This is a genomic window from Lactobacillus sp. ESL0260 (assembly GCF_003692935.1).
Classification (GTDB): domain Bacteria; phylum Bacillota; class Bacilli; order Lactobacillales; family Lactobacillaceae; genus Lactobacillus; species Lactobacillus melliventris.
Genome location: NZ_REHO01000013.1, coordinates 491,518 through 513,900, shown reverse-complemented (window position 1 = coordinate 513,900; position 22,383 = coordinate 491,518). Strand labels below are relative to the sequence as shown.

Genomic DNA, 22,383 nt, shown 5'->3' with positions numbered 1-22,383 from the left:
GTTTTATTTACAGCTGGTAACGGTAAAAATAATAGGGAATATTCCAAACTTGCGAATCAGCTGCAACTAGATCATCATTCATTAAATATTTGGGCAGTAATGCAGTTGCCTGACCTTTTTTAACCAGCTCTAAAATCATTTCCAGAGAATTGATTTCAGTTATGTCATTTTTATTCTGCGTTAACTTGAGAGTCAAGTTCCGAAACGGACAATTGATATCAGCATTGATAGCAACTGGTACTTTGCCGGCTGTTTTTTTGTTGCCTTTTAAAAAACAGGCTTCTAAATGACTTTTTTTGATTAGCGAATATTTGGGTAGAGTAATAGGGGTAAAAGTCCAGACCATGTCATATGCATGCTTAGTTATTAATTCTTGAATTTCATTGGTATTTTTAATAATAATGTCGTAGTGCTCAAATGAAAATGGTGCTTTTTTGGTAATAATATAGCCAAAAAGCAACTCAGAAATGAGGACTTTGGGCCTGTTAATAGACAAATCCTCTTTCAGGTTTTGGTAGTTTTGTAAAACTTTAGTGGCGAAATCATGCATTTTTTGACCGTTTTTGGTTGGTTTGACTCCTAAATTAGAACGCACAAAAAGGGGCGTATTCAATTCTTGCTCCAGTGCTTTGAGCCTGGCTGTAATGTTGGATTGGGTGTAGCCTAATTTCAGTGCTGCTTTGTTAAGCGATCTAGTTTCATAAATTGTTTGGTAAATATGTAAGTCGTTGAAATTCATGTTGCTCCATATCATTAAAAGTGATAACTCTATTATAAACTTGGATTATGCAAGGCTATTTTATCTTAATATACTAATTTTGTAATCTAAAAGGAGGAACTTATTATGACTACAAAAATTGGTATTAACGGCTTTGGCCGCATTGGCCGACTTGCTTTACGGCGAATATATGAAGTGGCCAGTGATGATATCGAAATTGTCGCAATCAATGATTTGACTTCACCAGCTATGTTAGCACATTTATTGAAGTATGATACCGCGCATGGCCAATTTCATCATGAAGTAACTGCTACCACTAATAGTATTGTAATTGACGGTAAAAATATTCCGGTTTATGCGGAAAAAGATGCCAGTCAAATTCCGTGGGTCAAAAATGATGGTGTCAAAATAGTGCTTGAATGTACCGGCTTTTACACTTCAACTGCAAAATCACAGGCTCATCTTGATGCCGGTGTTAAAAGAGTATTAATTTCTGCTCCTGCAGGTAACATGAAGATAATTGTCTACAGTGTAAATGATGATCAACTAACTGACTCTGATCAAATTATTTCCGCTGGCTCATGTACCACTAATTGCTTGGCACCGTTAGCACAAGCAATGAACGATGAATTTGGCATTCAGGTAGGAATCATGTCTACCACTCATGCTTATACTGCTTCGCAAATGTTGCAGGATGGACCTGACCGTGGAGGCAATGTCCGTAATGCCCGTGCCGCAGTTGCTAATGTTATTCCCCATTCTACAGGAGCAGCTAAAGCGATAGGACTAGTTATACCTGAATTAGACGGCAAACTTACAGGTATTGCACAAAGAGTTCCGGTTATTTCCGGTTCAATTACTGAACTAGCCGCTATTTTGAAGCAAAAAGTTACAGCTGAAGAGTTTAATGCCAAAATTAAAAAGCACACTGAAGGTAATCCTTCTTTTGGTTATAATGATGATCAGATTGTATCATCAGATATTATTGGTACTGAGTATGGCTCGGTCTTTGATCCGACTCTGACTCAAGTTGAAACTGGTGATGACGGTGCACAATTAGTTAAGGGTTACGCCTGGTATGATAATGAATCCGGCTTTGTAGCTCAGATGATTAGAACACTGCAAAAAGTTGCCCAATTAGGTTAATTATCAATATAGCTCATATTTTTACAATTAAAAACTGTTTATCATCAATAAAAAATGGTTCTGCCGAGTGCAGAATCATTTTTTGTGTCTTTAAAATATGCTAGTCGCTTTTTATCCATGGCGCTGTGAGCATTTGACTAACAGTTTGCTTAATATTATTGCTTTGAGCAATCATTGAGATTACTGCAGCACCAGCTGCCTTAGTTTTAGCGATTGCCTCTAAATCGTTAACAGTTATCCCGCCAATAGCAACAATTGGCCGAGTAGCATTTTTGACCAGTTGTCTTAAGCCGGCAATACCAATTTCGGGGTCGGCATCACTTTTAGACTGGGTGGCATAAATTGGGCCACTACCATAATAATCAATTCCGCTAATTTTATTGGCTTGTTCAACTTGCGTTGAATTCGAACAGGAATAGCCGATAATCATTTGCTCGCCAACTTCTTTAATGACCTGTCTAATTTCTTCATCACTTTGACCAACATGAACTCCCTCGGCATGAACTTGTTGGGCCAACTTGACATCATCATCAATGAAAAAGGGCACGTGATACGTTTGACACAGTTGATGTAATTTTTGCGCCATAGGTAGTCTCTCAGTTTTACTTAAAGTTGAATTAGGACCCTTGTCCCGAAACTGAAAAGCCGTGATGCCGGCAGCAAGGGCTTCTGCGACTATACCAGGTAGTGTTTTACCTTTGGGCACATCTTGACTGCCACAAATAAAGTAAGCATGTAAAAAATCAGTGTTAAATTCTTTCATTATTTCTCCTAAATTACTTTGCCCAATGATTTAAGGGGCCGTGACCATGACCAACTTGAATAGTTTCCTTAATGGTTTTAGTAACGTACTTTTTGGCAATTTTAATTGCGGCAGGTAAACTTTGACCTAAAGCGAGTTGAGCTGTAATTGCTGCAGCTAAGGTGTCACCGGTGCCGTGAGTGCGTTTAGTATGTACTCTGGAGCTGCTGACCCAAAGATCAGAACCATCGGCAAATAAAGCATAATCTTTTACTTCTGCGCTATTAGTGTGCCCACCTTTAATTAGCACATTTTTAACACCCATATCTTGTAATTTATGGGCTAATTCAGGAAATTGATCTTGCATTTGTACCTTAATGCCAGTTAAAGTTTCTGCTTCTGGTAAGTTAGGTGTGATTAAATCGGCTAAAGGCAGCAATTCATTTTTAACGGTGGCGACAGCATCTTGACTTAATAATGGAGCCCCACCCTTAGCAATCATCACGGGATCGATGGTAATGGGGCCAAAGTCATACTTTTGCAGGTTAAGTGCAACTTGGTGAACATGAGCTGCATCACCTAACATTCCCGTTTTACAAGCACGAATATGAAAATCTTCTGCTAAAGATGCAAATTGGGCATCGATCATTTCTAAGGGCAGTAAAAAAGATTTTTGCACGCCTAAAGTGTTTTGTGCTGTCACTGCTACTACAACAGCTGTTCCAAATACTTTTTGCATTTGAAAAGTTTTTAGGTCAGCCATGATCCCGGCACCACCACCTGAATCTGTACCGGCAATAGTTAAAACCTGGGGAAAAGAATTAATTTTTTCTGTCATCATGAAGTTCCTTAATCAAAATCAGCAATTTGCTTAATATCAGGGACTGTTACTTTGTACAAATAATCCATGAGGTACATACCAAAAGTACCTGGTCCAACACCGGGATGATCTTGGACAACCATTTGACCCGCACAACTGAAAACTAAAGCACCTATCTGAGCCGCTTCAAACGGATCATCAGTGACTGCGGTAAAAGCTGTGACAATACTGGACAACATATCACCTGAGCCCACATGAGTTTTAAAAAGTGGTGAGCCGTTGTGAACATGAGCCAGTCTTTTACCGTCACTAATTGTATCTGTAGGACCGCTGGCAATGACCGTACAATGATATTTCTGAGCAGTTTTCATAGCGATATCATCAATATTACCAGATCCGGAACCTGCATCGATGCCCTTTGAATTCCAGTTGAAGTCACCTAGTGCAGCGATTTCACCAATATTGCCGCGAATAATACTGGTATGAAAATCCCATAAAAGCTTATCTGCGATTTTGTAGCGATATTCGACTGCACCAACCGCAACAGGATCAAATACTATCGGCTTGTTATATTGCCGTGCTAGGTCTTCTACCTTTTTAATATGATTGATTTGCTGCTTGGTTAAACAGCCAATATTAACTGCAACTGCGGCAGCCATCCGCACTATTTCTTCAGCTTCAGCGACTTCATTGCTCATAATTGGTGAAGCACCAATAGCATTAACAGCATTGGCCACGTCTTGAACTGTTACAAAATTAGCGATATTGAAAATAACGGGATTTTGCGCTCGTAATTTATCTAATAAGTCTAACTTCATTCTATTACTCCTGACTAAATGTTCTTGAAAATTCTGATTAATAAAAAAGCCTTGGCACGTGGAAAGGCCAAAGCTTAAGCGTTTTTGACACGTTCCTACGCAAGTATTGACTTACAGGTTCAAAGGGTCTGAAATACTTTCATCTCAGCCTAAAAGGCACCCCTCGTGTTATCGCTTTCAATTATAACGGAATTTATTCTTTTTGACAACGCTAGGTTAATAAAGATACTATCTGTTTATGTCATAAGTACTAGTATTTTAGTTATTATAAAAAATGCGGAAATTGCAATTTTAAGTTGAATACCCTACTTGATTTGATAAATGCAATTTACAGCCTGCCAAAACTATTGGTAAAGATTGGAACGATGTGCTAGTTAATAGTAAAAAACAAGAAAATTCTACTAAGCGGAGATACAATTAAATAAAGACAAAACAGATAGTGTTGTGATTTCCAATAAGCAGGTAATACAATCCACAGGTATAGAACTTGAATAGCACTACTTTAAAATCTAATATCGCTTTTTACCATATATCAATATAAATGTGACTAAATATGGTATAATATAAGTACAGATATTGGAGGTTTTAAAATGAGTGCAACAATCGTTAAACTACTTAAAAGCAAAAATATAAGCGTCGCTAAAGTCGCTGAGGCCAGCAACGTCCCACTTAGTACTTTAAGAAACTCAATTGTTAAACCAATTGAGACCTGGTCAATTAGGGTCCTTAATGCCTTTGCAATCGCACTTAAAGAGAAGCCAGGAGATTTACTCAATATGCTAGAAACGCAACCATATATTTTAGATATAAACGATGAAACGCAGACTATCCAAGGCGTTTTCATTGCTAATAAAGAAATTTACCAACAAATTAGAACTGTCGTGGAAGTCAACCACCTGGAAGGGTGGAATCCTACAGAATCAGATATCCAGGAATTATTTGATGAAGCTATCCAGCCTGATCCAGTAGTGGCTGAGCGCTTTGAAGAAATTTGGGGCAAGGATAATGAGTGATTGGATTAGTGAAACCTTGTATTCAAATGGCGTCCTAAAAAATAAGCTCCATATCCATGACTCAAAGGAGTTAGAGAAAAAGGAATATGAGCTATCCGCTCGGAATGCTTTGTTCTTGTTGCAAAAAAAGCCCCAAATAAACGATATCGGAAACCTTAAGAAGGTACACCAATTCTTATTTGGTGAACTATACGATTGGGCCGGTAAATATCGCCCCGGCAATTTCAATAAAAACGGGTATGAATTTTTTGATCATACCAGATTCGATTTTGCCGAAAAAGATATTAATAACATGCTGCACAAGCACCCCGCGGGCAAGCCTTTGGCTAACAAAGACTATGCTGAGCTGCTAGACGCAATTAATTTCATGCACCCGTTTAGAGAGGGCAACGGCCGTAGTTGCAAAGTTCTTCTTTCTGCATACGCGGCTAATCATGGCCAAGTAATTGACTATCCGCGAAGAAACAAAGAGATGATTGAAGCGCAAAATGAAGCTAACGTTGATAAAATTGCTAAACTGATTAAAGTTGAGAACACCCCCAGCCGCAATCGGGCGTTCCAAATACTAGCCTCGCAGCAAAGTGCTGGAAAGACACTTAGCCAAGCTGAACTTGCCCAAAAATACGCTGAACAACAGAACAAAGAGCAGCAGGAGTTTGATCAAGATGAAGGCCTTGAATTAGAGTAGAAAGCAGGATAAATCAATTGAAGTATGAAGACAAATTCAGGCTAACGCCTGAAAAAATAGACGCTTTGCCAAAACCAATCTAACCAAATTAGTCTTCACTAACTCACGCTTTGAAGGCCTGACTACCACCATGCCGCAAACCTAGACAATCATTGATGGCCTGGGTGTTGACGGCATTCCAATCGATGATATTAATATTATTGTTCAATTGAAGCGCGGTTGGCAGTTTGCTATCAATGAAAAAAGCCCCTGGACTTTAACATGGAAAAGAGGCTTAATGCGATTGTTGCCCGCGATACGGCGGTCTTTCCAGGATATTTGCGTAATGGTTCAGGCGGTGTAGCAACTTACCAGGGCGAGTTTGAACCACCTATGATCGAAGAGAACAAGGAACAGAAATATTTAAAGCAGTTGTTAGTCAGTGATCGTACCGCCACCGATAAGGTACTAACTCTGATGTATCACAATATGCGCCAGCAAATGTTCTACGACGGTAACAAGCGAACCGCTCCAACCTGATAGTTCTGCCAAAGATAAAAAATTTCAATTTTGTCTTGCTTAGATAATTTAGACATAAAAATATGACCTGCAAAATTGTCTTAATTCAGGGTCATATCATTTACTACACCTAGTAGCCTTTTTGTAATTAATTTGTTTCAGCTGCTATTCGCTCATCATGCCATTCAAGAATCATCTTGACTATGGCGTTAGCGACATTCAAGTTTTTTAACAACGGTCCGTGAGAATAGGTACCGATAAAATTGCGGTAGCGCAGGCCTTCGACGTGATCTTGGGGATTGTTGCCGTAGCCTTCAATCATTTCTCCTAGGGGATGCAACTTATCCTGATCATCAAAATAGGTTTGCCCGGAATGATTTTCAAAGGCCTTGACTTCACCCCATTCGCTCATGTAGCGGGTATCACCAATCATCCGCTTATCTGCCTTAAAAACGGTATGGAAAGGTAGAATATCTAACCCTTTGATTGTCACTCCGGCATTGGTTTTATAATATGTGCCCACTAGCTGATAGCCACCGCAGACGCCTACCATAGGTTTGCCTGCGTTAATATACTTTGTCAAAGTTTCTTTATGACGTGGTAAATCTTTAGCAACAACGGTTTGCTCAAAGTCCTGTCCGCCACCAAAAAAAACAAAGTCATAATCAAAAGCGTTAAATTGATCACCAAGAGAAATATTATCAACTTGTGTATCATAGCCCTGTTTTTTTAGCAAAAACCTGATAATTTTAACGTCGCCAGAATCACCGTAAGTATTCATCAGGTCTTCGTATAAATATGCAATCTTAATTGTTTTGTTTGCCATTGTTTACCAACCCCTATTATCTTGTTTAAAGTATATCTTAATAGTTAGAAGCGGGCAAAGAATAGTTATTTAAGATTTTGCTGCGCTGCAAAATGATTGATTGGACCGTATTTAGAACCAACTGCAATAGGATGGGCAATCGCTTCGTACGTGAAGTCCTTGGCAATTTGCACACTGTCAATAATGGTCTTTCCCTTGGCTAGTTCAGCGGCAATTACAGCAGATAGAGTATCGCCGGTGCCATTAATTCGATCTGTATTAATGAAAGGCTTGGTAAATTCGTGGAATTCGCCATCTGCAGTTAATAAGATGTCAGTCACTTGGGACTGCTGGGAGTTATCATGGCGCCCCTTCATTAAAACATTTTTAGCGCCCATTTCCTGCAGCTTTTTAGCACCTTGGCGAATTTCTTCTTTAGTATCTAAACTTAAGCCCGTTAACTTTTTCTGTTCATAAAAGTTAGGCGTAATAATGTCAGCCAGTGGCATTAATTGCTCAAGAAACGCTTGGTAAGCATCATCATCAAGTAGGGTATCACCGTGCTTAGTCATAATGACCGGATCAAGCACAATTTTACCCATGTCATATTTATGCAAATTGGCGGCAACACAAGCAATTACGTCTTTGTTAGCAAGCATACCGGTTTTAAGTGCATCAATTTTAAAATCATCGTTTAGGACATCAAACTGCTTTTGGATAAAAGGAATTGGCATGACTTCTTGGGCGTAAATTCCAGTAGTATTACCAGCTACTGCGGCTGTCAAAAGCCCCATACCATAAACTTGCCTAGCATAAAAAGAATGCAGGTCAGCGGTCATTCCCGCACTACCATCGCTGTCATTGCCAGCAATTGTTAAAGCAATAATTTCTTTTTTCATTTTTGATATATCCCCATTTTAATAAAAGCTCTATGTAACCAGTATAACTTAAAACAAGCATAATGTTATAATAATTTCTTGTAAAAGCAAGGCCTAGTAGTAAAATGAAGATAAAACCGCTTTCTGTTGGAGAGGATCAAAGATGTTAAAAGAATATATTATGGCAATTGATGAAGGCACAACTTCAACCAGGGCAATGATAATTGACCATCAGGGCAGAAAAATTGCCTCTTCACAAAAAGAATTCCCCCAATATTTTCCCCAACCAGGCTGGGTGGAACATAAGGCAGAAGAAATTTGGCACGCAGTGCAAACAACAATTGCCAATGCCATCATCAATTCTGGAGTGCGGCCACAGCAAATAGTAGGAATAGGCATTACCAACCAGCGTGAGACCACAGTAATTTGGGATAAAAAAACCGGCAAGCCCATTTATAACGCAATTGTGTGGCAATCACGGCAGACGACCGACTTAGCAGAAAAGCTAAAAAAAGATGGCTATAGCAATCTGATCCACAAAAAGACGGGACTAATAATTGACCCTTATTTTAGCGCCACTAAAATTCGCTGGATTTTAGATCATGTCGCTGGAGCACAAGAAAAGGCCGCAAATGGCGAGCTGCTATTTGGAACAATTGACAGCTGGCTTTTATGGAATTTAACTGCTGGTGAAGTTCATGTGACTGATTATACTAACGCCTCAAGAACGATGCTTTTCAATATTCATGATTTAACTTGGGATGAAGACATTTTAAAGTTGCTTAATATTCCTAAAGTAATGTTGCCGGAGGTAAAGTCCAATTCTGAAATTTATGGCTACACCAAGTCTTATACTTTTTTTGGTGGGCGCGTACCCATTGCCGGCATTGCCGGTGATCAACAAGCGGCTTTATTTGGCCAGTTAGCCCTGAAAAAGGGCATGGTTAAAAATACCTATGGTACCGGCTCCTTTATCGTGATGAATACGGGAGAACAACCAACAGAATCTGACAATAATTTATTGACTACTATTGCGTATGGTTTAAACGGCAAAATTTCGTATGCTTTAGAGGGTTCTATTTTTGTTTCCGGCAGCGCTATTCAGTGGTTGCGTGATTCGCTCAAAATGATTAAGACGGCAGCGGATTCGGAGAAGGCAGCTAGGCTATCAAAGTCTGAAAATGAGGTTTACGTGGTACCGGCATTTACCGGCTTAGGGGCACCGTACTGGGACTCCGAAGCCCGTGGTTCCGTCTTCGGGATTACACGTGGAACAAATGACAAAGATTTTATCAAGGCCACACTACAGTCGCTGGCTTATCAAACGCGAGATGTAGTTGATACGATGCAAGTTGATTCGGGCATTAAAATTCCGACTTTGCGCGTTGATGGCGGTGCTTCCAATAATGACTATTTGCTGCAATTTCAGTCTGACATCTTAGGTATTAAAATTGAGCGTGCCAAAATATTAGAAACAACTTCAATGGGTGCAGCTTTCTTAGCTGGCTTAGCTGTGGGTTATTGGCAAAATGTCAATGAATTAAAGGATATTTTCGTAGTAGGTAAAACTTTTGAACCAAAGATGCCTGAAAGCGAAAAGGAACATTTGTATCAGGGTTGGAAAAAAGCCGTGAAGGCCACCCAAGTCTTTGCCCACGGTGAGTAGTTTTATAATAAAAGGAGGATAAGAAAGTGGCACATGATCGAATAATTGCATTAGATAGTCCGATGAACTTTCGCGATGTTGGAGGTTATCAAAGTGTAACTGGTCAGACAGTTAAATGGAATAAAATTTATCGTTCAGATTCACTCAGCTCTTTAACAGCAAGAGACCAGGTTAAATTAGCTAAGTTACGCGTCACTGTCGACTGTGACCTGCGCTCTGAATACGAAAAGTCCTCTTCACCTGATATGTCATGGCCCGATGTGAAATATGTTGATTTGCCCGTATATTCTGACAATATCAATGATGTGCAAAATAACCGGTCAATCTACCGCTTTTTGCATCATATTCCTGATATGCATAATAATTTTATTGGTCGGATTTATCAACAAACTCTGCTAAGTTCCCACAGCCAGGAAATGTTTGCCCGCGTTTTTGCGGAACTGTTGGAATTGCCAGAAGATGAAGCACTGGTTTACCACTGTAGTGCTGGTAAGGACAGAACGGGAATGGTATCTGCCTTGATCTTAATGGCATTAGGCGTAGACGATGACACTATTGCCCGTGATTATTTGTTAACCAATGAACTTTATGATTTTGCAGTTTCTCGGCAATTGCCAAGTAATGATGAAATTACGCAAATGGTTTCCAAAATGAACGTCACTAAAGGCGAGGGTATAGCAATTCGCGGCATTACGGAAACTGTTCGTGGCGGCTGGGGCGATTTTCCCACCTTTTTTAAAAAAGTATTGGGCTTTAATGATGATGACTTGGCTCAACTAAAACGAATGTACTTAGATTAGAGGCGAATCGTGATGGTAACCTTGCTTGATGTTGCTAAAAAGGCTAATGTTTCAAAGATGACAGTTTCGCGGGTGATTAATCATCCTGAACAAGTAACCGATGAATTGCGCAAATTAGTTGAACAGGCGATGGATGAACTGGATTATCACCCTAATTATGTTGCTCAGGCTTTGGTAAATAAGCGGACAAATGTGATTAAATTTGTCACCCTGGAAGATGTGGATACGACAGAGCCATATTATATGAACCTGTTATTTGGTATTGCTCGTGGGTTATCTAAAAAGCAATATGCCATCCAACTGGTTACAGACAGAAATCAAATAGAAGATGGTAACTTTGACGGTTACCTGATTACTGGTGCCCGCTCCAGTGATTATGCTTTATTTGACAGCCTTAAAAAACCCTTTATTTTATTTGGCGAAAATCATCATGGCTATGATTATGTGGATAATAATAATCAGTATGGTGGAGAACTGGCGACAAAATATGCACTTTCGCGGTTATACCAAAACGTTATTTTCATTGGCATTGATGTCAGAGAGCCATTTGAGTATTCGCGTGAAACGGGTTATGTCAATACTTTACAGAAGCACAAAAAGGTCCCGCAAATCTACCGCATTGCTAATCACAGTCACGCTGCGCAAGAAGTAATCAAAAATAATTTCCACAAGTTTCCTAAAGATACTTGTTTTATCTGTGCCAGCGATCGTATTGCTACAGGAGTGGTCAGGCAATTGCAGGATGAAAAGGCTAAAGTTCCGGCTGACTTTGGTGTGATTGGCTACGATGGCGTTTTTCTGGATCAGGTTTCCAACTTGAAGTTAACTACTGTTAAACAGCCAATTTTTAAAATGGGTGAACTCTTGGCCAACATGCTCTTACGCAAAATTGATCAAAAAGGGTCTCCTCAAGGAGAGGCACTAATTAAGCCTTCCTTAGTTAAAAGAGAATCAACCAGGTAAAATATAAGTACAAGCAGAAATACACATAATAATCAGATAGCGGGCTTGATTACCATGTGTTTTTTAACGTCTAGTTTTTTTGAGGCAAAAAAAGTGAATGGCCAGACAATATGTCTGACCATTCACTAACACTAAAGTAGATTATACTTCTACTTAATTAATCACAAACTACGGTAAAAAATATGAATAACAGATTTACTTTGTACCCATTTATTTTAGCACAGATTAGCTTAAAATATTGATTTTAATATGTATATTTTTACGGCATGAAATCCGCGCAAGAGAATTGTACTGATATAAATGAACCCACAAAAAATGCCAAAACAATTTTTCAAAAAAAGTTTTGGCATTAATTATTTAAAAATAAATATATCTTGCTTTTCCCAAATTTCATACATTTCTGGGATTTTGAACAATAATTAAATTGTCCAATACCAAAATTTTATTATGGAATTAAGCAAAAGGCAAGTAAGAATGATATGACCCCCAAATTTGTCCTAAATTTGGGGGTCATATTTTTTTGAGAAAAATTAATTCTCTCAGACTCTAATAAATGGTTTTAATGTAAGATTACTTTCTTTATTATTCAGGTTTGTAATCAGGATCAATAATTAAAACAGGTTTGATTGTTTTACCAGAAACTGAATCAGCATTAGCCTGATTAATATCTTCAAATTGATAAAACTTTTCAGTCTTATCAAACGGAAACTTCCCTAATTGATAGAACTCAAGCAATCTTGGTATGTCAACTTGTGGAATGGCATCACCCATGTTAACGCCAACCACTTTTCTATCATCTACACAAAGATCGTTCCAAGTAGAAATAGTCAGATTTTGAGCTGTTACGGCAATTGCTGCGCAAGTGCCGCCCTGTGCCAATGCCTCAACAGCATTTTTAATAACGCCAGAAATACCAGTAGTATCAACTGTCCAGTCAACGCCATATCCACCAGTTAATTCCTTGATCTTGGCAACTGGGTCTTCTTCTTTACTGTTGATTGTATGTGTGGCACCCAATTCTTTAGCCAATTCAAGCCGCTCTGGAACAACATCAACTGCTATTACTTTAGTGCAGCCGCTGATTACGCCGGCCATCATTGCGGCTAATCCTACCGCACCTGTACCAAAGACAGCAATAGTATCGCCTGGTCTAGCTTTCAGAGTATTGAAAACAGTACCAGAACCGGTAACGTAGCCGCAGCCGAGAGGGCCAACCTTGCGCAAGTCGATACTATCAGCAATTTTTACTGCATTTCTCTGATCAACTACAGTAGTGGTAGTGAATGATGATTGGTTAAACATATCACAAATTCTGTGACCGTCTTTTTGGAAATGATCATCACCATCTGCACGGACACCGGAAAGATTATAGTCGCTATAATGACGGCATTGGGTTGGGATACCCTTTAAACAATTATCACAAATACCATCAGCGTAGAAAGATAAAATTACGTGATCGCCTACACTGAAGTTTTTAACTTGGTCACCAACTTTTTCAACAATTCCGGAACCCTCATGTCCTAGAATTACCGGGTAGCCAACACTTGAATCACCTTTGCGCAAGGCTTCATCTGAGTGGCAGATTCCGCTTGCCACCATGTGAATTTGCAAGTCAGTTGGTCCTACTTCGTGTAAATCAATATTGTCTTCGATCTCAAACGGATCGCCCATTTTTTTAACAACAGCAGCTTTTATTTTCATAAAAAAATCCTCCTTACCTGTTAGCGATTTCAAGATTATTGTGAACCTGTACACATAAAAATGCAATAGTTTTTTAGGAAAAAACATACCTGAATATACCGAACAACGCTAATTTAATAGAACTAGCGGCGATTTTTTCTGATAGCGGTAACATTACCATTACCATTGCCTCTCACCAGGTTTCTCAGCTAAACTTTAAGTGGAGGTATAAATTTATGACGCAATGGTATGAGCATGCAATAATTTACCAAATTTATCCCAAGTCTTTTCAAGACAGTAATGATGATGGTATTGGTGATTTAAATGGAATCAGGCAGAGATTACCTTATTTACAGCAGCTCGGTATTAATACTATTTGGCTAAATCCTGTTTTTGTTTCACCGCAGGTTGATAACGGCTATGATGTGGCAGATTATTTTAAAATTGATCCCCGAATGGGAACAATGAAAGACATGAAAGCTCTAATTGCTGCTTGTCATCAAGTAGGGATTCATGTGCTTTTAGATTTTGTTTTAAACCATACTTCTGATCAAAATAAATGGTTTCAAAAGGCCAAAAGTGATCCGCATAGTCAATACCGCGACTACTATATTTTTGCAGGTGCAAATGATCAGCGCCCGAATAACTGGGGCAGCTTTTTCGGTGGCAGCGTTTGGGAGCCGGATCCGGCAGGTACAGGCCAATTTTATTTCCATTTGTTTGACAAGCACATGCCTGATTTAAACTGGCGTAATCCCAAATTAAGACAAGAAATGCTCAAAATTGCGGAATTTTGGCTGGCTCAAGGAATAGATGGCTTGCGCCTTGACGCTTTTATTCATATTGCCAAGGCAGATTTACGGCAAAGTTTTCCGGTAAAGGAAGTTACAAACGAAGATGACCAAACGGTAGTTGCCGAACCCTTTTTTGCTAATTTGCCCCAAGTTCAGAAGTGGCTGCGACCATTTTGTGAGCAAATAAAAAAGGATTATCCGGAAGCTTTGCTTTTGGGGGAAGCTGCCAGCGCTAATGTTAACTTAGCAGCGGACTATACGGCAAAAGACCACCATCTTTTAGATAGTGTTGTTACTTTTCGTTATTTTAAGGATGATCAAGGGCACATTGATCCTAACTTGCCTGCAGATTTTCAGCCTAAAGGACTTGACTGGGATGCTTTTAAGAAGACGCAGGTTATTTGGCAACAAACTTTGGCGCAGGTTTCTCAACCTACATTATATTGGAGCAATCACGACATGCCGCGACTGGCTAGCAGAATAGCAAAAACTGAAACACAGGCACGCAGCTTAGCAATGTTGATGTATTTGCAACGAGGAATCCCCATTATCTACTATGGCGAAGAATTAGGCTTAAAAAATCTGCTTTTTACTGCTAAAGAAGAGTTTAATGATCAAGAAGCGGAAGGCTTTATCACGAAAGCTGCAGATTGGGGTCTAACAAAAGCAGCAGCACTAAAAATGGTCAGCCAAGCCCACAAAATGCCGGCACGAGGGCCGATGCCGTGGACAGCTAAAAAGCCAAATTATGGTTTTTCAAAAGTGAGTCCGTGGCTTGAAGGTCAAAGCCAAAATAACGCTAATGTTCAGGCCGAACTGGATGACCCTGACAGTATGTTTAACTTCTACAGACAACTGATTAGTTTGAAAAAAACGGCTTTGTTTCAATCAGGTAGTTTTTACTTGTTAGCAACCGCTAATGACAGCTACATTTACCAGCGGGATTTAGCAAATGATAGTGCAATCGTGGCTGTTTCACTAAGCAGTCAAAAATTAAAAATTAAAATACCTGGTGAATATAGGAAAGTCATGTTAACTGCCGGACAGCATTATTTGAATAAGGATGAATTGATTTTGATGCCGTATTCTGGTGTGGTTTTAAGTAAATAATGGAGGAAAAAATGCAATTAGCAGCCCTGAAACATAGAACAGAAAGCGAAGACTGTTTTGTCATTAGTCAGCACCATGTGCGGATTCGGTTCCATAGTGCCAAAAATGATGTTAAAAAAATAATAGTTCACTATACAGATAATTATCTTGATACCAAGACTGATAAAACCGTGGCCATGACTAAGGCGGGACAAGGGCAGGTAACTGATTATTGGGTAGCAACTTTGAAAGCTCCTTATCGCCGCCTTAAATATACTTTCGAAGTTATTGGCCAGGATGACAGCCATAAAATTGTTGGAGACCGCGGGATCAAAGACTTTACCGCAGCAAATTTAGCAGCTGACAGCAGCTACTTCAAATTGCCTTACTTGCATGAAATTGATCAAACCAAAACTCCTGACTGGGTTAAAAACACTGTTTGGTATCAGATCTTTCCTGAACGTTTTGCCAATGGTGATAAAAATAATGATCCTCAAGGTACAAAACCCTGGAATCCGCAAGATCATCCCGGACGAGAAGACTTTTACGGGGGCGACTTACAGGGCATTATTGACCATCTGGACTATTTAAAGGAATTGGGCGTTAATGGGTTATACCTGTGTCCGGTTTTTAAAGCTAGCTCCAATCATAAGTATGATACGATAGACTATCTGCAAATTGACCCTGATTTTGGTGACAAGGATTTGTTTGCCAAGTTTGTGAGTGAAGCTCATAAAAGGGGAATGAAGGTAATGCTGGACGCTGTCTTTAATCATTTAGGCGGCCAGTCAATGCAGTGGCAGGATGTAATCAAAAATGGCACTAAGTCGCGGTTTGCATCCTGGTTTCATATTAATCATTTTCCAGTTAAACCATATCAAGGACCTGAGGCGGGCGGTCCAAATTATGATACCTTTGCTTTTGAAGGACAAATGCCGAAATTAAATACTGCCAATCCTGCAGTCCAAGATTTTCTGCTGGAAATCGCAACTTATTGGGTAAAATATTTTGATATTGATGCCTGGCGGCTGGATGTTGCTAACGAAGTAGACCATCATTTTTGGCGAAAATTTCATGATGCGCTTACTGCAATTAAGCCGGACTTTTATATTGTAGGTGAAATTTGGCATAGTGCACGGCCTTGGCTCAACGGTGACGAGTTTTCTGCAGTAATGAATTATCCGTATACTTTACAGATTGAGGAACATTTTCTGCACAAAACAAAAACAGCCCAGGAACTAGTTGCGGCTCTTACTGATCAACTAATGATGTACCGCGACTGCACGAATCAGGCCATGATGAATATGCTTGATTCTCATGATACCGCCCGTTTACTGACGCTTGCAGGTGAAAATAAAGCGCTGGCTTTGCAAACGCTGACTTTTATGTTCGTGCAGACTGGCAGCCCGTGCATTTATTACGGTACTGAAATGGGAATGACGGGAGGAGAAGATCCCGATTGCCGCAAGCCAATGGACTGGCAAAAAGAGGGCACGCCTTTTTGGTATAAAGTGCAAAAGCTGATTGCTTTTAGAAATAACCATGCTGCTACTTTAGGTAACGGCACAATCAGTCTAAGCGTTACGTCTAGCGGCTTAATCAAAGTTAAGCGAATTGGTGCAGAAAAGATCACTGCTCTTTTTAATACAAGTCCTGATAAGATTGCTATTGCCACAAACGGCCAAGTAGTATTAAGTCAGAATTTTGCAGCTGGGCAACTTGCCGAGCACGGATTTGTCATTGAACTTGCAAATTAATTTTAAAAACAACTAGTTGGTGCTGGTTGTTTTTTTAAAACATGATTCTGATACCGTTAACAGCGATTTTGCTATTGTCAAATACCTCGTTTTTGCGAATAATGAAAGCGTAAACAAAAAACCTCACCAAAGAGGGAGCGAAAGTAAATGAAACGAATTTTTGAGGTTGACCCATGGAAAGTTGCCACACACAAGTTTTCCCCGGTGGATAAAAGGCTGCAGGAAAGCATTACTGCAATTGGCAATGACTATATGGGGATGCGCGGTAATTTTGAGGAAGGATATTCTGGCGATCAACTGCAGGGTACATACTTAGCAGGTGTCTGGTTCCCAGATAAAACGCGAGTAGGCTGGTGGAAAAACGGCTATCCGAAATATTTTGGCAAAACCATTAATGCCCCCAGCTTTATTGGAATTGGCATCACAGTTAATAATGAAAAAATTGACTTAGCCAAGATTAAATTTACAGATTTTTATTTTGAATTAGATATGCATCAAGGCTTGCTTAGCCGCAGCTTTATTTATGAGGGTGCAAATACTAAAGTCAAGTTTGAATTTCAGCGTTTTTTACACATCAGGTTAAAAGAAGCGGCTTTAATCACTGTTAAAGCTACTGTACTTGCAGGTCAGGCAGAAATTGAGTTTAATTCAACGCTTGACGGCACAGTTACTAATGAAGATAGTAACTATAATGAACATTTTTGGCTTAGCTGTAATGAGAATGCTGCAAAGCGTTCCATTCAAGTTATAACCAAGCCTAATCCTTACGATGTGCCCCAGTTTACGGTTTTATTAAAAGCAGGCCTAAGAAATAATAATCATGTTGTTAAGGGTACTGTTAAAACTGCAACTGCAAAGTTAAGTGAGAAGTTGGCAGTTACTTTAAATGCTGGAGAAAGTTACACTTTAGAAAAAGATGTGATCGTAATTACCAGTCGTGATGTAGCACCCGAAAAGCAAAGTGATCGTGCGGATGAGTTGATGCAACAATTGCAATCAAAAAGCTTTGCAGAAAATTTGGCTGATCATACTGCGGTTTGGCAAAAGCGTTGGACTAAAAGTGATGTGGTTATTACCGGCAATGATGAAGCACAACAGGGTATTCGTTTTAACATTTTACAGTTATTCATGACATATTACGGTGAAGACAAGAGACTTAATATCGGTCCTAAAGGTTTTACTGGTGAAAAATATGGTGGAGCCACATATTGGGACACAGAGGCTTTTATCTTTCCGATGTATCTTTGTATTACTAAGCCGAATGTCACGCGGGCGCTATTACAATACAGACATGATCAACTTGACGGTGCCTATTATAATGCTAGGCAGCAGGGCTTAGCCGGAGCACTTTTCCCAATGGTAACCTTTAACGGGATTGAATGTCATAACGAGTGGGAAATTACTTTTGAAGAAATACACCGTAATGAAGATATTCCTTTTGCAATCAAACAGTATACTAGTTATACGGGAGACGAATCATATGTTAAGGACGAAGGCATGGATGTCCTGGTAGGCACTGCCAGATTTTGGGCTGATCGAGTCCATTATTCTAAATGGCGGCATAAATATGTTATCCACGGAGTAACAGGACCTGATGAATACGACAATAATGTTAATAATAATTGGTTTACCAACATTATGGCGCAATGGGTACTGCAATATACTTTAAAGAGACTGCCACTTGCGGATAAGGCTGCTCAAGAGCGTTTAAATGTAACTAAAGAAGAAAAGGCAAAATGGCAGGACATTATTGAAAATATTTATTTGCCTGAAGATAAAGAACGCGGCATTTTCTTGCAGCAAGATGATTTCTTGGATAAAGATATTAGGCCAGCTACAGAAATTCCGCTTGACCAAAGACCAATAAATCAGCATTGGTCTTGGGATAAAATCTTACGGTCACCTTTCATCAAGCAGGCCGATGTATTGCAGGGTATTTATTACTTGGATGACAGGTTTACCAAGGAACAAAAAGAGCGTAACTTTGCATTTTATGAGCCGTTGACGGTGCATGAAAGCTCCCTTTCCGCCTGTATCCATTCAATTTTGGCAGCGGAATTAGGGCGTAAAAAGCAGTCAGTAGAATTCTATGAACGCACGGCCCGCCTAGATCTCGATAACTACAATAATGATACGAATGACGGCCTACACATTACTTCGATGAGCGGTTCTTGGCTGGCAATAGTCCAGGGTTTTGCTGGCATGCGTTATGATCACAATCAATTGAGATTTAATCCTTTTGTGCCAGATAATTGGACCGGGTATAGTTTTAAAATTAATTATCGCGGCCGCTTAATTCAGGTAGAAGTAACGCAGCAGGAGACACGCATTACGTTAATTAGCGGAAAGGAACTAACGATTTTAGTTAAAGAGCAAAAGGTTACTTTAAAAGAGGGTGAACAAAATTGCTTAAAGGCTTAATTTTTGATTTAGATGGTGTCCTAACGGATTCAGCCAAATTTCACCTGGCGGCGTGGAATAATTTAGCTCAAGAACTGGGTATTAAATTAACCAGCGCGCAGTTAGATTCTCTGCGGGGAATATCACGGATGGATTCTCTTAATTTAATTCTGAAGTATGGCAAGCAGGAAAGTAAGTACACCAAGACCCAGAAAGAAGAATTTGCGGCAGAAAAAAATGAAAAGTTTTTAGAGCAGGTTGAAACCATGACGCCAGCTGATATTTTGCCCGGAATCACAGAATTACTGGCAGATGCCAAAAAGGCAGGTCTGAAAATGTCTATTGCTTCTGCTTCTAAAAATGCCCCCAAAATCTTGAGTAAGCTGGGTATTGCCGCTCAATTTGATCAAATTGTTAATCCCGCTTTGCTGAAACGCGGCAAGCCGGATCCGGAAATTTATCAAAAAGCACAGCAATTATTGCAGCTGCATAATGATGAAGTGATTAGCTTTGAAGATGCGGCTGCCGGTGTTGCGGCAATTAAGGCTGCGCACCAGTTTGCAGTGGGAATTGGAGATAAACAAATACTTAAAGGAGCTGATTATATCGTTAAATCTACAGAAGAATTAAAGCTGGATAAAATTGTGGCTGTATTTAAGAAAAATAATAAGAAGGTAGGTTAAAGATATGGTTGAAGTTGACTTAAACCATATGTGTAAAAAGTATGAAGGCAATGATCACTATTCAGTGAAAGACTTTGATTTACACATTAAAGATAAAGAGTTCATTGTTTTTGTCGGCCCCTCAGGCTGTGGTAAATCAACTACTTTAAGAATGATTGCGGGATTAGAGGATATTAGCAAAGGTACTCTTGAAATTGATCATAAGGTAATGAATGATGTGGCACCTAAAGACCGCCATATTGCCATGGTTTTCCAGAACTACGCGCTTTATCCGCACATGTCAATCTACGATAACATGGCGTTCGGCTTGAAACTGCGCCATTATCATAAAGATGAGATTGATAAAAGGGTACAAAATGCTGCTAAGATTCTTAATTTGCGTGAATATTTGGATAAAAAGCCGGCAGAACTTTCTGGTGGTCAAAGGCAAAGAGTTGCACTAGGACGGGCAATAGTGCGGGATGCTCCCATCTTCTTGATGGATGAGCCGCTGTCAAACTTGGATGCGAAACTGCGTGTTTCTATGCGGGCAGAGATTGCCAAGCTGCACCAGAACTTAGGTACAACTACAATTTACGTTACTCATGATCAGACTGAAGCTATGACCTTGGCTGACCGGGTAGTCGTAATGTCAGTTGGTAAAATTGAACAGATTGGGACACCTCAGGAAGTATATAACCATCCAGTTAATCAATTTGTCGCCGGCTTTATCGGTTCACCGCAAATGAATTTCTTTAATGTCCACTATCATGACGGTCAAGTCTCTGATGGCAAGGGCCTTAATCTGGGAATACCTGAAGGCAAGTCAAAATTGCTTAATGAGCAGGGCTATAATGACCGCGACTTGATACTGGGTATTCGGCCGGAAGATATCCACGCAGAAGAGGCCTTTTTAGAAACTTGGCCTGACGCAGTGGTCGAATCTGAAGTCGTTGTTTCTGAACTCTTAGGCGCTACTATTCAGCTTTACCAAAGAGTGGATGAAACAGAGTTTGTAGCTAACATCAATGCCCGGGATATTTATCAACCAGGGCAAAAAGTCAAGATGGGCTTTGATTTGAACAAAGCACACTTTTTCGACAAGGATACGACCTTGGCGGTAGTTAATTAAGGGAATAAAATCAGTGACTTTAGTTGTCATTGATATAAAAACATGTTGTTTTATATTAGGAGGTAAATAACATGAATATTTGGAAGAAAGTAGCTTTAGGAAGTACAGCAGTTTTAGCTGCAATGTCACTTGCAGCGTGTTCTAATGGTAAGTCAGATTCTTCATCAAGCAGCAGTAGTAATCAAAATACCAAGCTGAATTTATGGGTTGATACTAACCAGGTATCATACTACAAGAAAATTGCCAGTGATTTTACTAAATCACATAAGAATATTTCAGTGCGCGTTACGCAAAGTCCAACCGGATCAGCTAATGCTAAAAGTGATGTGGGTAAGGACCCTTCAAAAGCAGCCGATGTTTTTGAAGCACCAAATGATCAATTAGGCCAACTGGCAGATTCTGGTTATATTAACCCGCTGTCACCCAAAGATAGTAACAATATCAAGTCTAATTACATTGACGTTGCAGCTAAAGGTGTAACTTGGAAAGGCAAGATCTATGCTTATCCTTATGCACAACAGGCACAAACAATTTATTACAACAAGTCTAAATTATCAGCAAGTGATGTAAAAGACTGGAAGACTTTAACTTCAAAGGGAGTTGTGGCAACAGACTTTACTAACGCTTATGTTATGTGGCCGGTATTCTTCTCTGCTGGTACAAAGCTTTATGGTGACAGTGGTGAAGATTTGAAGGGCTCAACCTTTAACTCCGCTAAAGGTGTTAACGCATTGAAGTGGTTTGCAGAGCAAAAGAATAATAAGGGCGTAATGCAGACCTCTAATGCTTTGAACCAATTAAAGAAGGGCAACGCTCAAGCCATCTTGGATGGTCCTTGGAACGCAGCTAATATTAAGAAAATTTTAGGTAAAAACTTTGCTGTTGCTAAGTACCCAATGATTAATGTTGGTGGCAAGAATGTGCAAATGCAGGCCTTTTTGGGAATCGAAGGGTTCGCTGTTAATGCTCATACTAAGAACCCTAAGGCTGCATCACAATTAGCAGCATTTATTACAGATAAAAAGTCACAATTAATTGCGCACAAAGAAGCTGGTCAAATCCCTGTTCTTAAGGAAGCAGTTAATGACCCAGTAATTAAGAATGATCCAGTTGCTGATGCGGTTATTGAAATGTCTAAACCTGGCAATTCAGTCTTAATGCCGAAATTACCACAAATGTCTGTCTTCTGGAACGATGTTCCTCCTCTAATCAATGGTGCATATGATGGTAAAGTTAAACCTGATCAATATAAAGCACAACTTGATAAATTAGCTAAGCATTCATCAAAGAAATAGTTAATTAAAATACTTAAAG

20 protein-coding genes and 1 riboswitch are annotated in these 22,383 nt (G+C 39.6%); of the genes, 13 read left to right on the top strand and 7 right to left on the bottom strand.

Features of this window, described 5'->3' with window-relative positions; all coding sequences use genetic code 11:
- Positions 1 to 7: 7 nt before the first annotated feature.
- Positions 8 to 739: a LysR family transcriptional regulator gene (locus F5ESL0260_RS08715; RefSeq protein WP_158593831.1), complete on the bottom strand. Its 732-nt coding sequence runs from the start codon at positions 737 to 739 to the stop codon at positions 8 to 10.
- A 105-nt stretch (positions 740 to 844) separates the two neighbouring features.
- On the opposite strand from F5ESL0260_RS08715, the gene gap reads away from it, so the two are divergent.
- Positions 845 to 1,864: a type I glyceraldehyde-3-phosphate dehydrogenase gene (gene gap / locus F5ESL0260_RS08710; protein WP_122026623.1), complete on the top strand. Its 1,020-nt coding sequence runs from the start codon at positions 845 to 847 to the stop codon at positions 1,862 to 1,864.
- Between the two features lie 100 nt (positions 1,865 to 1,964).
- On the opposite strand, the gene thiE is transcribed toward gap, so the two are convergent.
- From thiE to thiM, 3 genes are read right to left on the bottom strand one after another with little or no spacing between them, the layout of a single operon-like run.
- Complete coding sequence (thiE, locus tag F5ESL0260_RS08705; RefSeq protein ID WP_370448598.1) at positions 1,965 to 2,630, bottom strand: thiamine phosphate synthase; 666 nt, start codon at positions 2,628 to 2,630, stop codon at positions 1,965 to 1,967.
- 10 nt (positions 2,631 to 2,640) lie between these two features.
- Positions 2,641 to 3,444, bottom strand: a complete 804-nt coding sequence (gene thiD, locus F5ESL0260_RS08700) for a bifunctional hydroxymethylpyrimidine kinase/phosphomethylpyrimidine kinase (RefSeq protein ID WP_122026621.1) — start codon at positions 3,442 to 3,444, stop codon at positions 2,641 to 2,643.
- 11 nt (positions 3,445 to 3,455) lie between these two features.
- Positions 3,456 to 4,244 (bottom strand): hydroxyethylthiazole kinase, encoded by a 789-nt coding sequence (gene thiM / locus F5ESL0260_RS08695; RefSeq protein ID WP_122026620.1) that lies wholly within the window; start codon positions 4,242 to 4,244, stop codon positions 3,456 to 3,458.
- Positions 4,245 to 4,319: 75 nt separating this feature from the next.
- Positions 4,320 to 4,418: riboswitch (TPP riboswitch) on the bottom strand.
- A gap of 416 nt (positions 4,419 to 4,834) precedes the next feature.
- On the opposite strand from thiM, the gene F5ESL0260_RS08690 reads away from it, so the two are divergent.
- The 3 genes from F5ESL0260_RS08690 to F5ESL0260_RS08680 all read left to right on the top strand — a co-directional run bounded on the left by F5ESL0260_RS08690 (position 4,835) and on the right by F5ESL0260_RS08680 (position 6,464).
- The gene (locus F5ESL0260_RS08690; protein WP_052724676.1) at positions 4,835 to 5,257 is read left to right on the top strand and encodes a helix-turn-helix transcriptional regulator; all 423 of its coding nucleotides are present in this window, start codon (positions 4,835 to 4,837) and stop codon (positions 5,255 to 5,257) included.
- Positions 5,250 to 5,945, top strand: coding sequence for a Fic family protein (locus F5ESL0260_RS08685; protein WP_122026619.1), 696 nt, complete (start codon positions 5,250 to 5,252; stop codon positions 5,943 to 5,945). Before F5ESL0260_RS08690 ends, F5ESL0260_RS08685 begins: the two co-directional genes overlap by 8 nt.
- A gap of 261 nt (positions 5,946 to 6,206) precedes the next feature.
- The gene (locus tag F5ESL0260_RS08680) at positions 6,207 to 6,464 is read left to right on the top strand and encodes a hypothetical protein (protein WP_122026618.1); all 258 of its coding nucleotides are present in this window, start codon (positions 6,207 to 6,209) and stop codon (positions 6,462 to 6,464) included.
- Between the two features lie 127 nt (positions 6,465 to 6,591).
- On the opposite strand, the gene F5ESL0260_RS08675 is transcribed toward F5ESL0260_RS08680, so the two are convergent.
- Together F5ESL0260_RS08675 and thiD (F5ESL0260_RS08670) are read right to left on the bottom strand one after the other, a co-directional pair.
- Positions 6,592 to 7,269: a type 1 glutamine amidotransferase gene (locus F5ESL0260_RS08675; protein ID WP_122026617.1), complete on the bottom strand. Its 678-nt coding sequence runs from the start codon at positions 7,267 to 7,269 to the stop codon at positions 6,592 to 6,594.
- A gap of 65 nt (positions 7,270 to 7,334) precedes the next feature.
- Positions 7,335 to 8,147, bottom strand: a complete 813-nt coding sequence (thiD, locus tag F5ESL0260_RS08670; protein ID WP_122026616.1) for a bifunctional hydroxymethylpyrimidine kinase/phosphomethylpyrimidine kinase — start codon at positions 8,145 to 8,147, stop codon at positions 7,335 to 7,337.
- Positions 8,148 to 8,289: 142 nt separating this feature from the next.
- Between thiD (F5ESL0260_RS08670) and glpK the strand changes: the two genes are divergently transcribed.
- The 3 genes from glpK to F5ESL0260_RS08655 are packed head-to-tail and all read left to right on the top strand — an operon-like array spanning position 8,290 to position 11,555.
- Positions 8,290 to 9,792 carry a glycerol kinase GlpK gene (glpK, locus tag F5ESL0260_RS08665; RefSeq protein ID WP_122026615.1) on the top strand — a complete coding sequence of 501 codons (1,503 nt, stop codon included), beginning with the start codon at positions 8,290 to 8,292 and terminating at the stop codon, positions 9,790 to 9,792.
- 26 nt (positions 9,793 to 9,818) lie between these two features.
- Positions 9,819 to 10,592, top strand: coding sequence for a tyrosine-protein phosphatase (locus F5ESL0260_RS08660; protein WP_122026614.1), 774 nt, complete (start codon positions 9,819 to 9,821; stop codon positions 10,590 to 10,592).
- A 12-nt stretch (positions 10,593 to 10,604) separates the two neighbouring features.
- Positions 10,605 to 11,555, top strand: a complete 951-nt coding sequence (locus F5ESL0260_RS08655; RefSeq protein ID WP_046325650.1) for a LacI family DNA-binding transcriptional regulator — start codon at positions 10,605 to 10,607, stop codon at positions 11,553 to 11,555.
- A gap of 582 nt (positions 11,556 to 12,137) precedes the next feature.
- Here F5ESL0260_RS08655 and F5ESL0260_RS08650 read toward each other — a convergent pair.
- Complete coding sequence (locus F5ESL0260_RS08650) at positions 12,138 to 13,256, bottom strand: NAD(P)-dependent alcohol dehydrogenase (RefSeq protein ID WP_122026613.1); 1,119 nt, start codon at positions 13,254 to 13,256, stop codon at positions 12,138 to 12,140.
- Positions 13,257 to 13,471: 215 nt separating this feature from the next.
- Here F5ESL0260_RS08650 and F5ESL0260_RS08645 point away from each other — a divergent pair, with 215 nt between their 5' ends.
- The 6 genes from F5ESL0260_RS08645 to F5ESL0260_RS08620 all read left to right on the top strand — a co-directional run bounded on the left by F5ESL0260_RS08645 (position 13,472) and on the right by F5ESL0260_RS08620 (position 22,364).
- Positions 13,472 to 15,139, top strand: coding sequence for an alpha-glucosidase (locus F5ESL0260_RS08645; protein WP_122026612.1), 1,668 nt, complete (start codon positions 13,472 to 13,474; stop codon positions 15,137 to 15,139).
- Positions 15,140 to 15,150: 11 nt separating this feature from the next.
- Positions 15,151 to 16,875 carry a glycoside hydrolase family 13 protein gene (locus F5ESL0260_RS08640; RefSeq protein ID WP_122026611.1) on the top strand — a complete coding sequence of 575 codons (1,725 nt, stop codon included), beginning with the start codon at positions 15,151 to 15,153 and terminating at the stop codon, positions 16,873 to 16,875.
- A gap of 147 nt (positions 16,876 to 17,022) precedes the next feature.
- Entirely contained in the window at positions 17,023 to 19,296 is a 2,274-nt protein-coding gene (locus F5ESL0260_RS08635) for a glycoside hydrolase family 65 protein (protein ID WP_122026610.1), read from the top strand.
- Positions 19,281 to 19,958, top strand: coding sequence for a beta-phosphoglucomutase (gene pgmB, locus F5ESL0260_RS08630; RefSeq protein WP_122026609.1), 678 nt, complete (start codon positions 19,281 to 19,283; stop codon positions 19,956 to 19,958). Before F5ESL0260_RS08635 ends, pgmB begins: the two co-directional genes overlap by 16 nt.
- Positions 19,959 to 19,962: 4 nt before the next feature.
- The gene (locus F5ESL0260_RS08625) at positions 19,963 to 21,069 is read left to right on the top strand and encodes an ABC transporter ATP-binding protein (RefSeq protein ID WP_045928747.1); all 1,107 of its coding nucleotides are present in this window, start codon (positions 19,963 to 19,965) and stop codon (positions 21,067 to 21,069) included.
- Positions 21,070 to 21,140: 71 nt separating this feature from the next.
- Complete coding sequence (locus F5ESL0260_RS08620; protein WP_122026608.1) at positions 21,141 to 22,364, top strand: extracellular solute-binding protein; 1,224 nt, start codon at positions 21,141 to 21,143, stop codon at positions 22,362 to 22,364.
- The last annotated feature ends 19 nt before the right edge of the window (positions 22,365 to 22,383 follow it).

Bases quoted from the DNA above. Each gene is read 5' to 3' on its own strand.
- F5ESL0260_RS08715 (WP_158593831.1), bottom strand. From the start codon at position 739: ATGAATTTCAACGACTTACATATTTACCAAACAATTTATGAAACTAGA.
- gap (WP_122026623.1), top strand. From the start codon at position 845: ATGACTACAAAAATTGGTATTAACGGCTTTGGCCGCATTGGCCGACTT.
- thiD (WP_122026621.1), bottom strand. From the start codon at position 3,444: ATGACAGAAAAAATTAATTCTTTTCCCCAGGTTTTAACTATTGCCGGT.
- thiM (WP_122026620.1), bottom strand. From the start codon at position 4,244: ATGAAGTTAGACTTATTAGATAAATTACGAGCGCAAAATCCCGTTATT.
- F5ESL0260_RS08690 (WP_052724676.1), top strand. From the start codon at position 4,835: ATGAGTGCAACAATCGTTAAACTACTTAAAAGCAAAAATATAAGCGTC.
- F5ESL0260_RS08685 (WP_122026619.1), top strand. From the start codon at position 5,250: ATGAGTGATTGGATTAGTGAAACCTTGTATTCAAATGGCGTCCTAAAA.
- F5ESL0260_RS08680 (WP_122026618.1), top strand. From the start codon at position 6,207: ATGGAAAAGAGGCTTAATGCGATTGTTGCCCGCGATACGGCGGTCTTT.
- F5ESL0260_RS08675 (WP_122026617.1), bottom strand. From the start codon at position 7,269: ATGGCAAACAAAACAATTAAGATTGCATATTTATACGAAGACCTGATG.
- thiD (WP_122026616.1), bottom strand. From the start codon at position 8,147: ATGAAAAAAGAAATTATTGCTTTAACAATTGCTGGCAATGACAGCGAT.
- glpK (WP_122026615.1), top strand. From the start codon at position 8,290: ATGTTAAAAGAATATATTATGGCAATTGATGAAGGCACAACTTCAACC.
- F5ESL0260_RS08655 (WP_046325650.1), top strand. From the start codon at position 10,605: ATGGTAACCTTGCTTGATGTTGCTAAAAAGGCTAATGTTTCAAAGATG.
- F5ESL0260_RS08650 (WP_122026613.1), bottom strand. From the start codon at position 13,256: ATGAAAATAAAAGCTGCTGTTGTTAAAAAAATGGGCGATCCGTTTGAG.
- F5ESL0260_RS08645 (WP_122026612.1), top strand. From the start codon at position 13,472: ATGACGCAATGGTATGAGCATGCAATAATTTACCAAATTTATCCCAAG.
- F5ESL0260_RS08640 (WP_122026611.1), top strand. From the start codon at position 15,151: ATGCAATTAGCAGCCCTGAAACATAGAACAGAAAGCGAAGACTGTTTT.
- F5ESL0260_RS08635 (WP_122026610.1), top strand. From the start codon at position 17,023: ATGAAACGAATTTTTGAGGTTGACCCATGGAAAGTTGCCACACACAAG.
- F5ESL0260_RS08625 (WP_045928747.1), top strand. From the start codon at position 19,963: ATGGTTGAAGTTGACTTAAACCATATGTGTAAAAAGTATGAAGGCAAT.
- F5ESL0260_RS08620 (WP_122026608.1), top strand. From the start codon at position 21,141: ATGAATATTTGGAAGAAAGTAGCTTTAGGAAGTACAGCAGTTTTAGCT.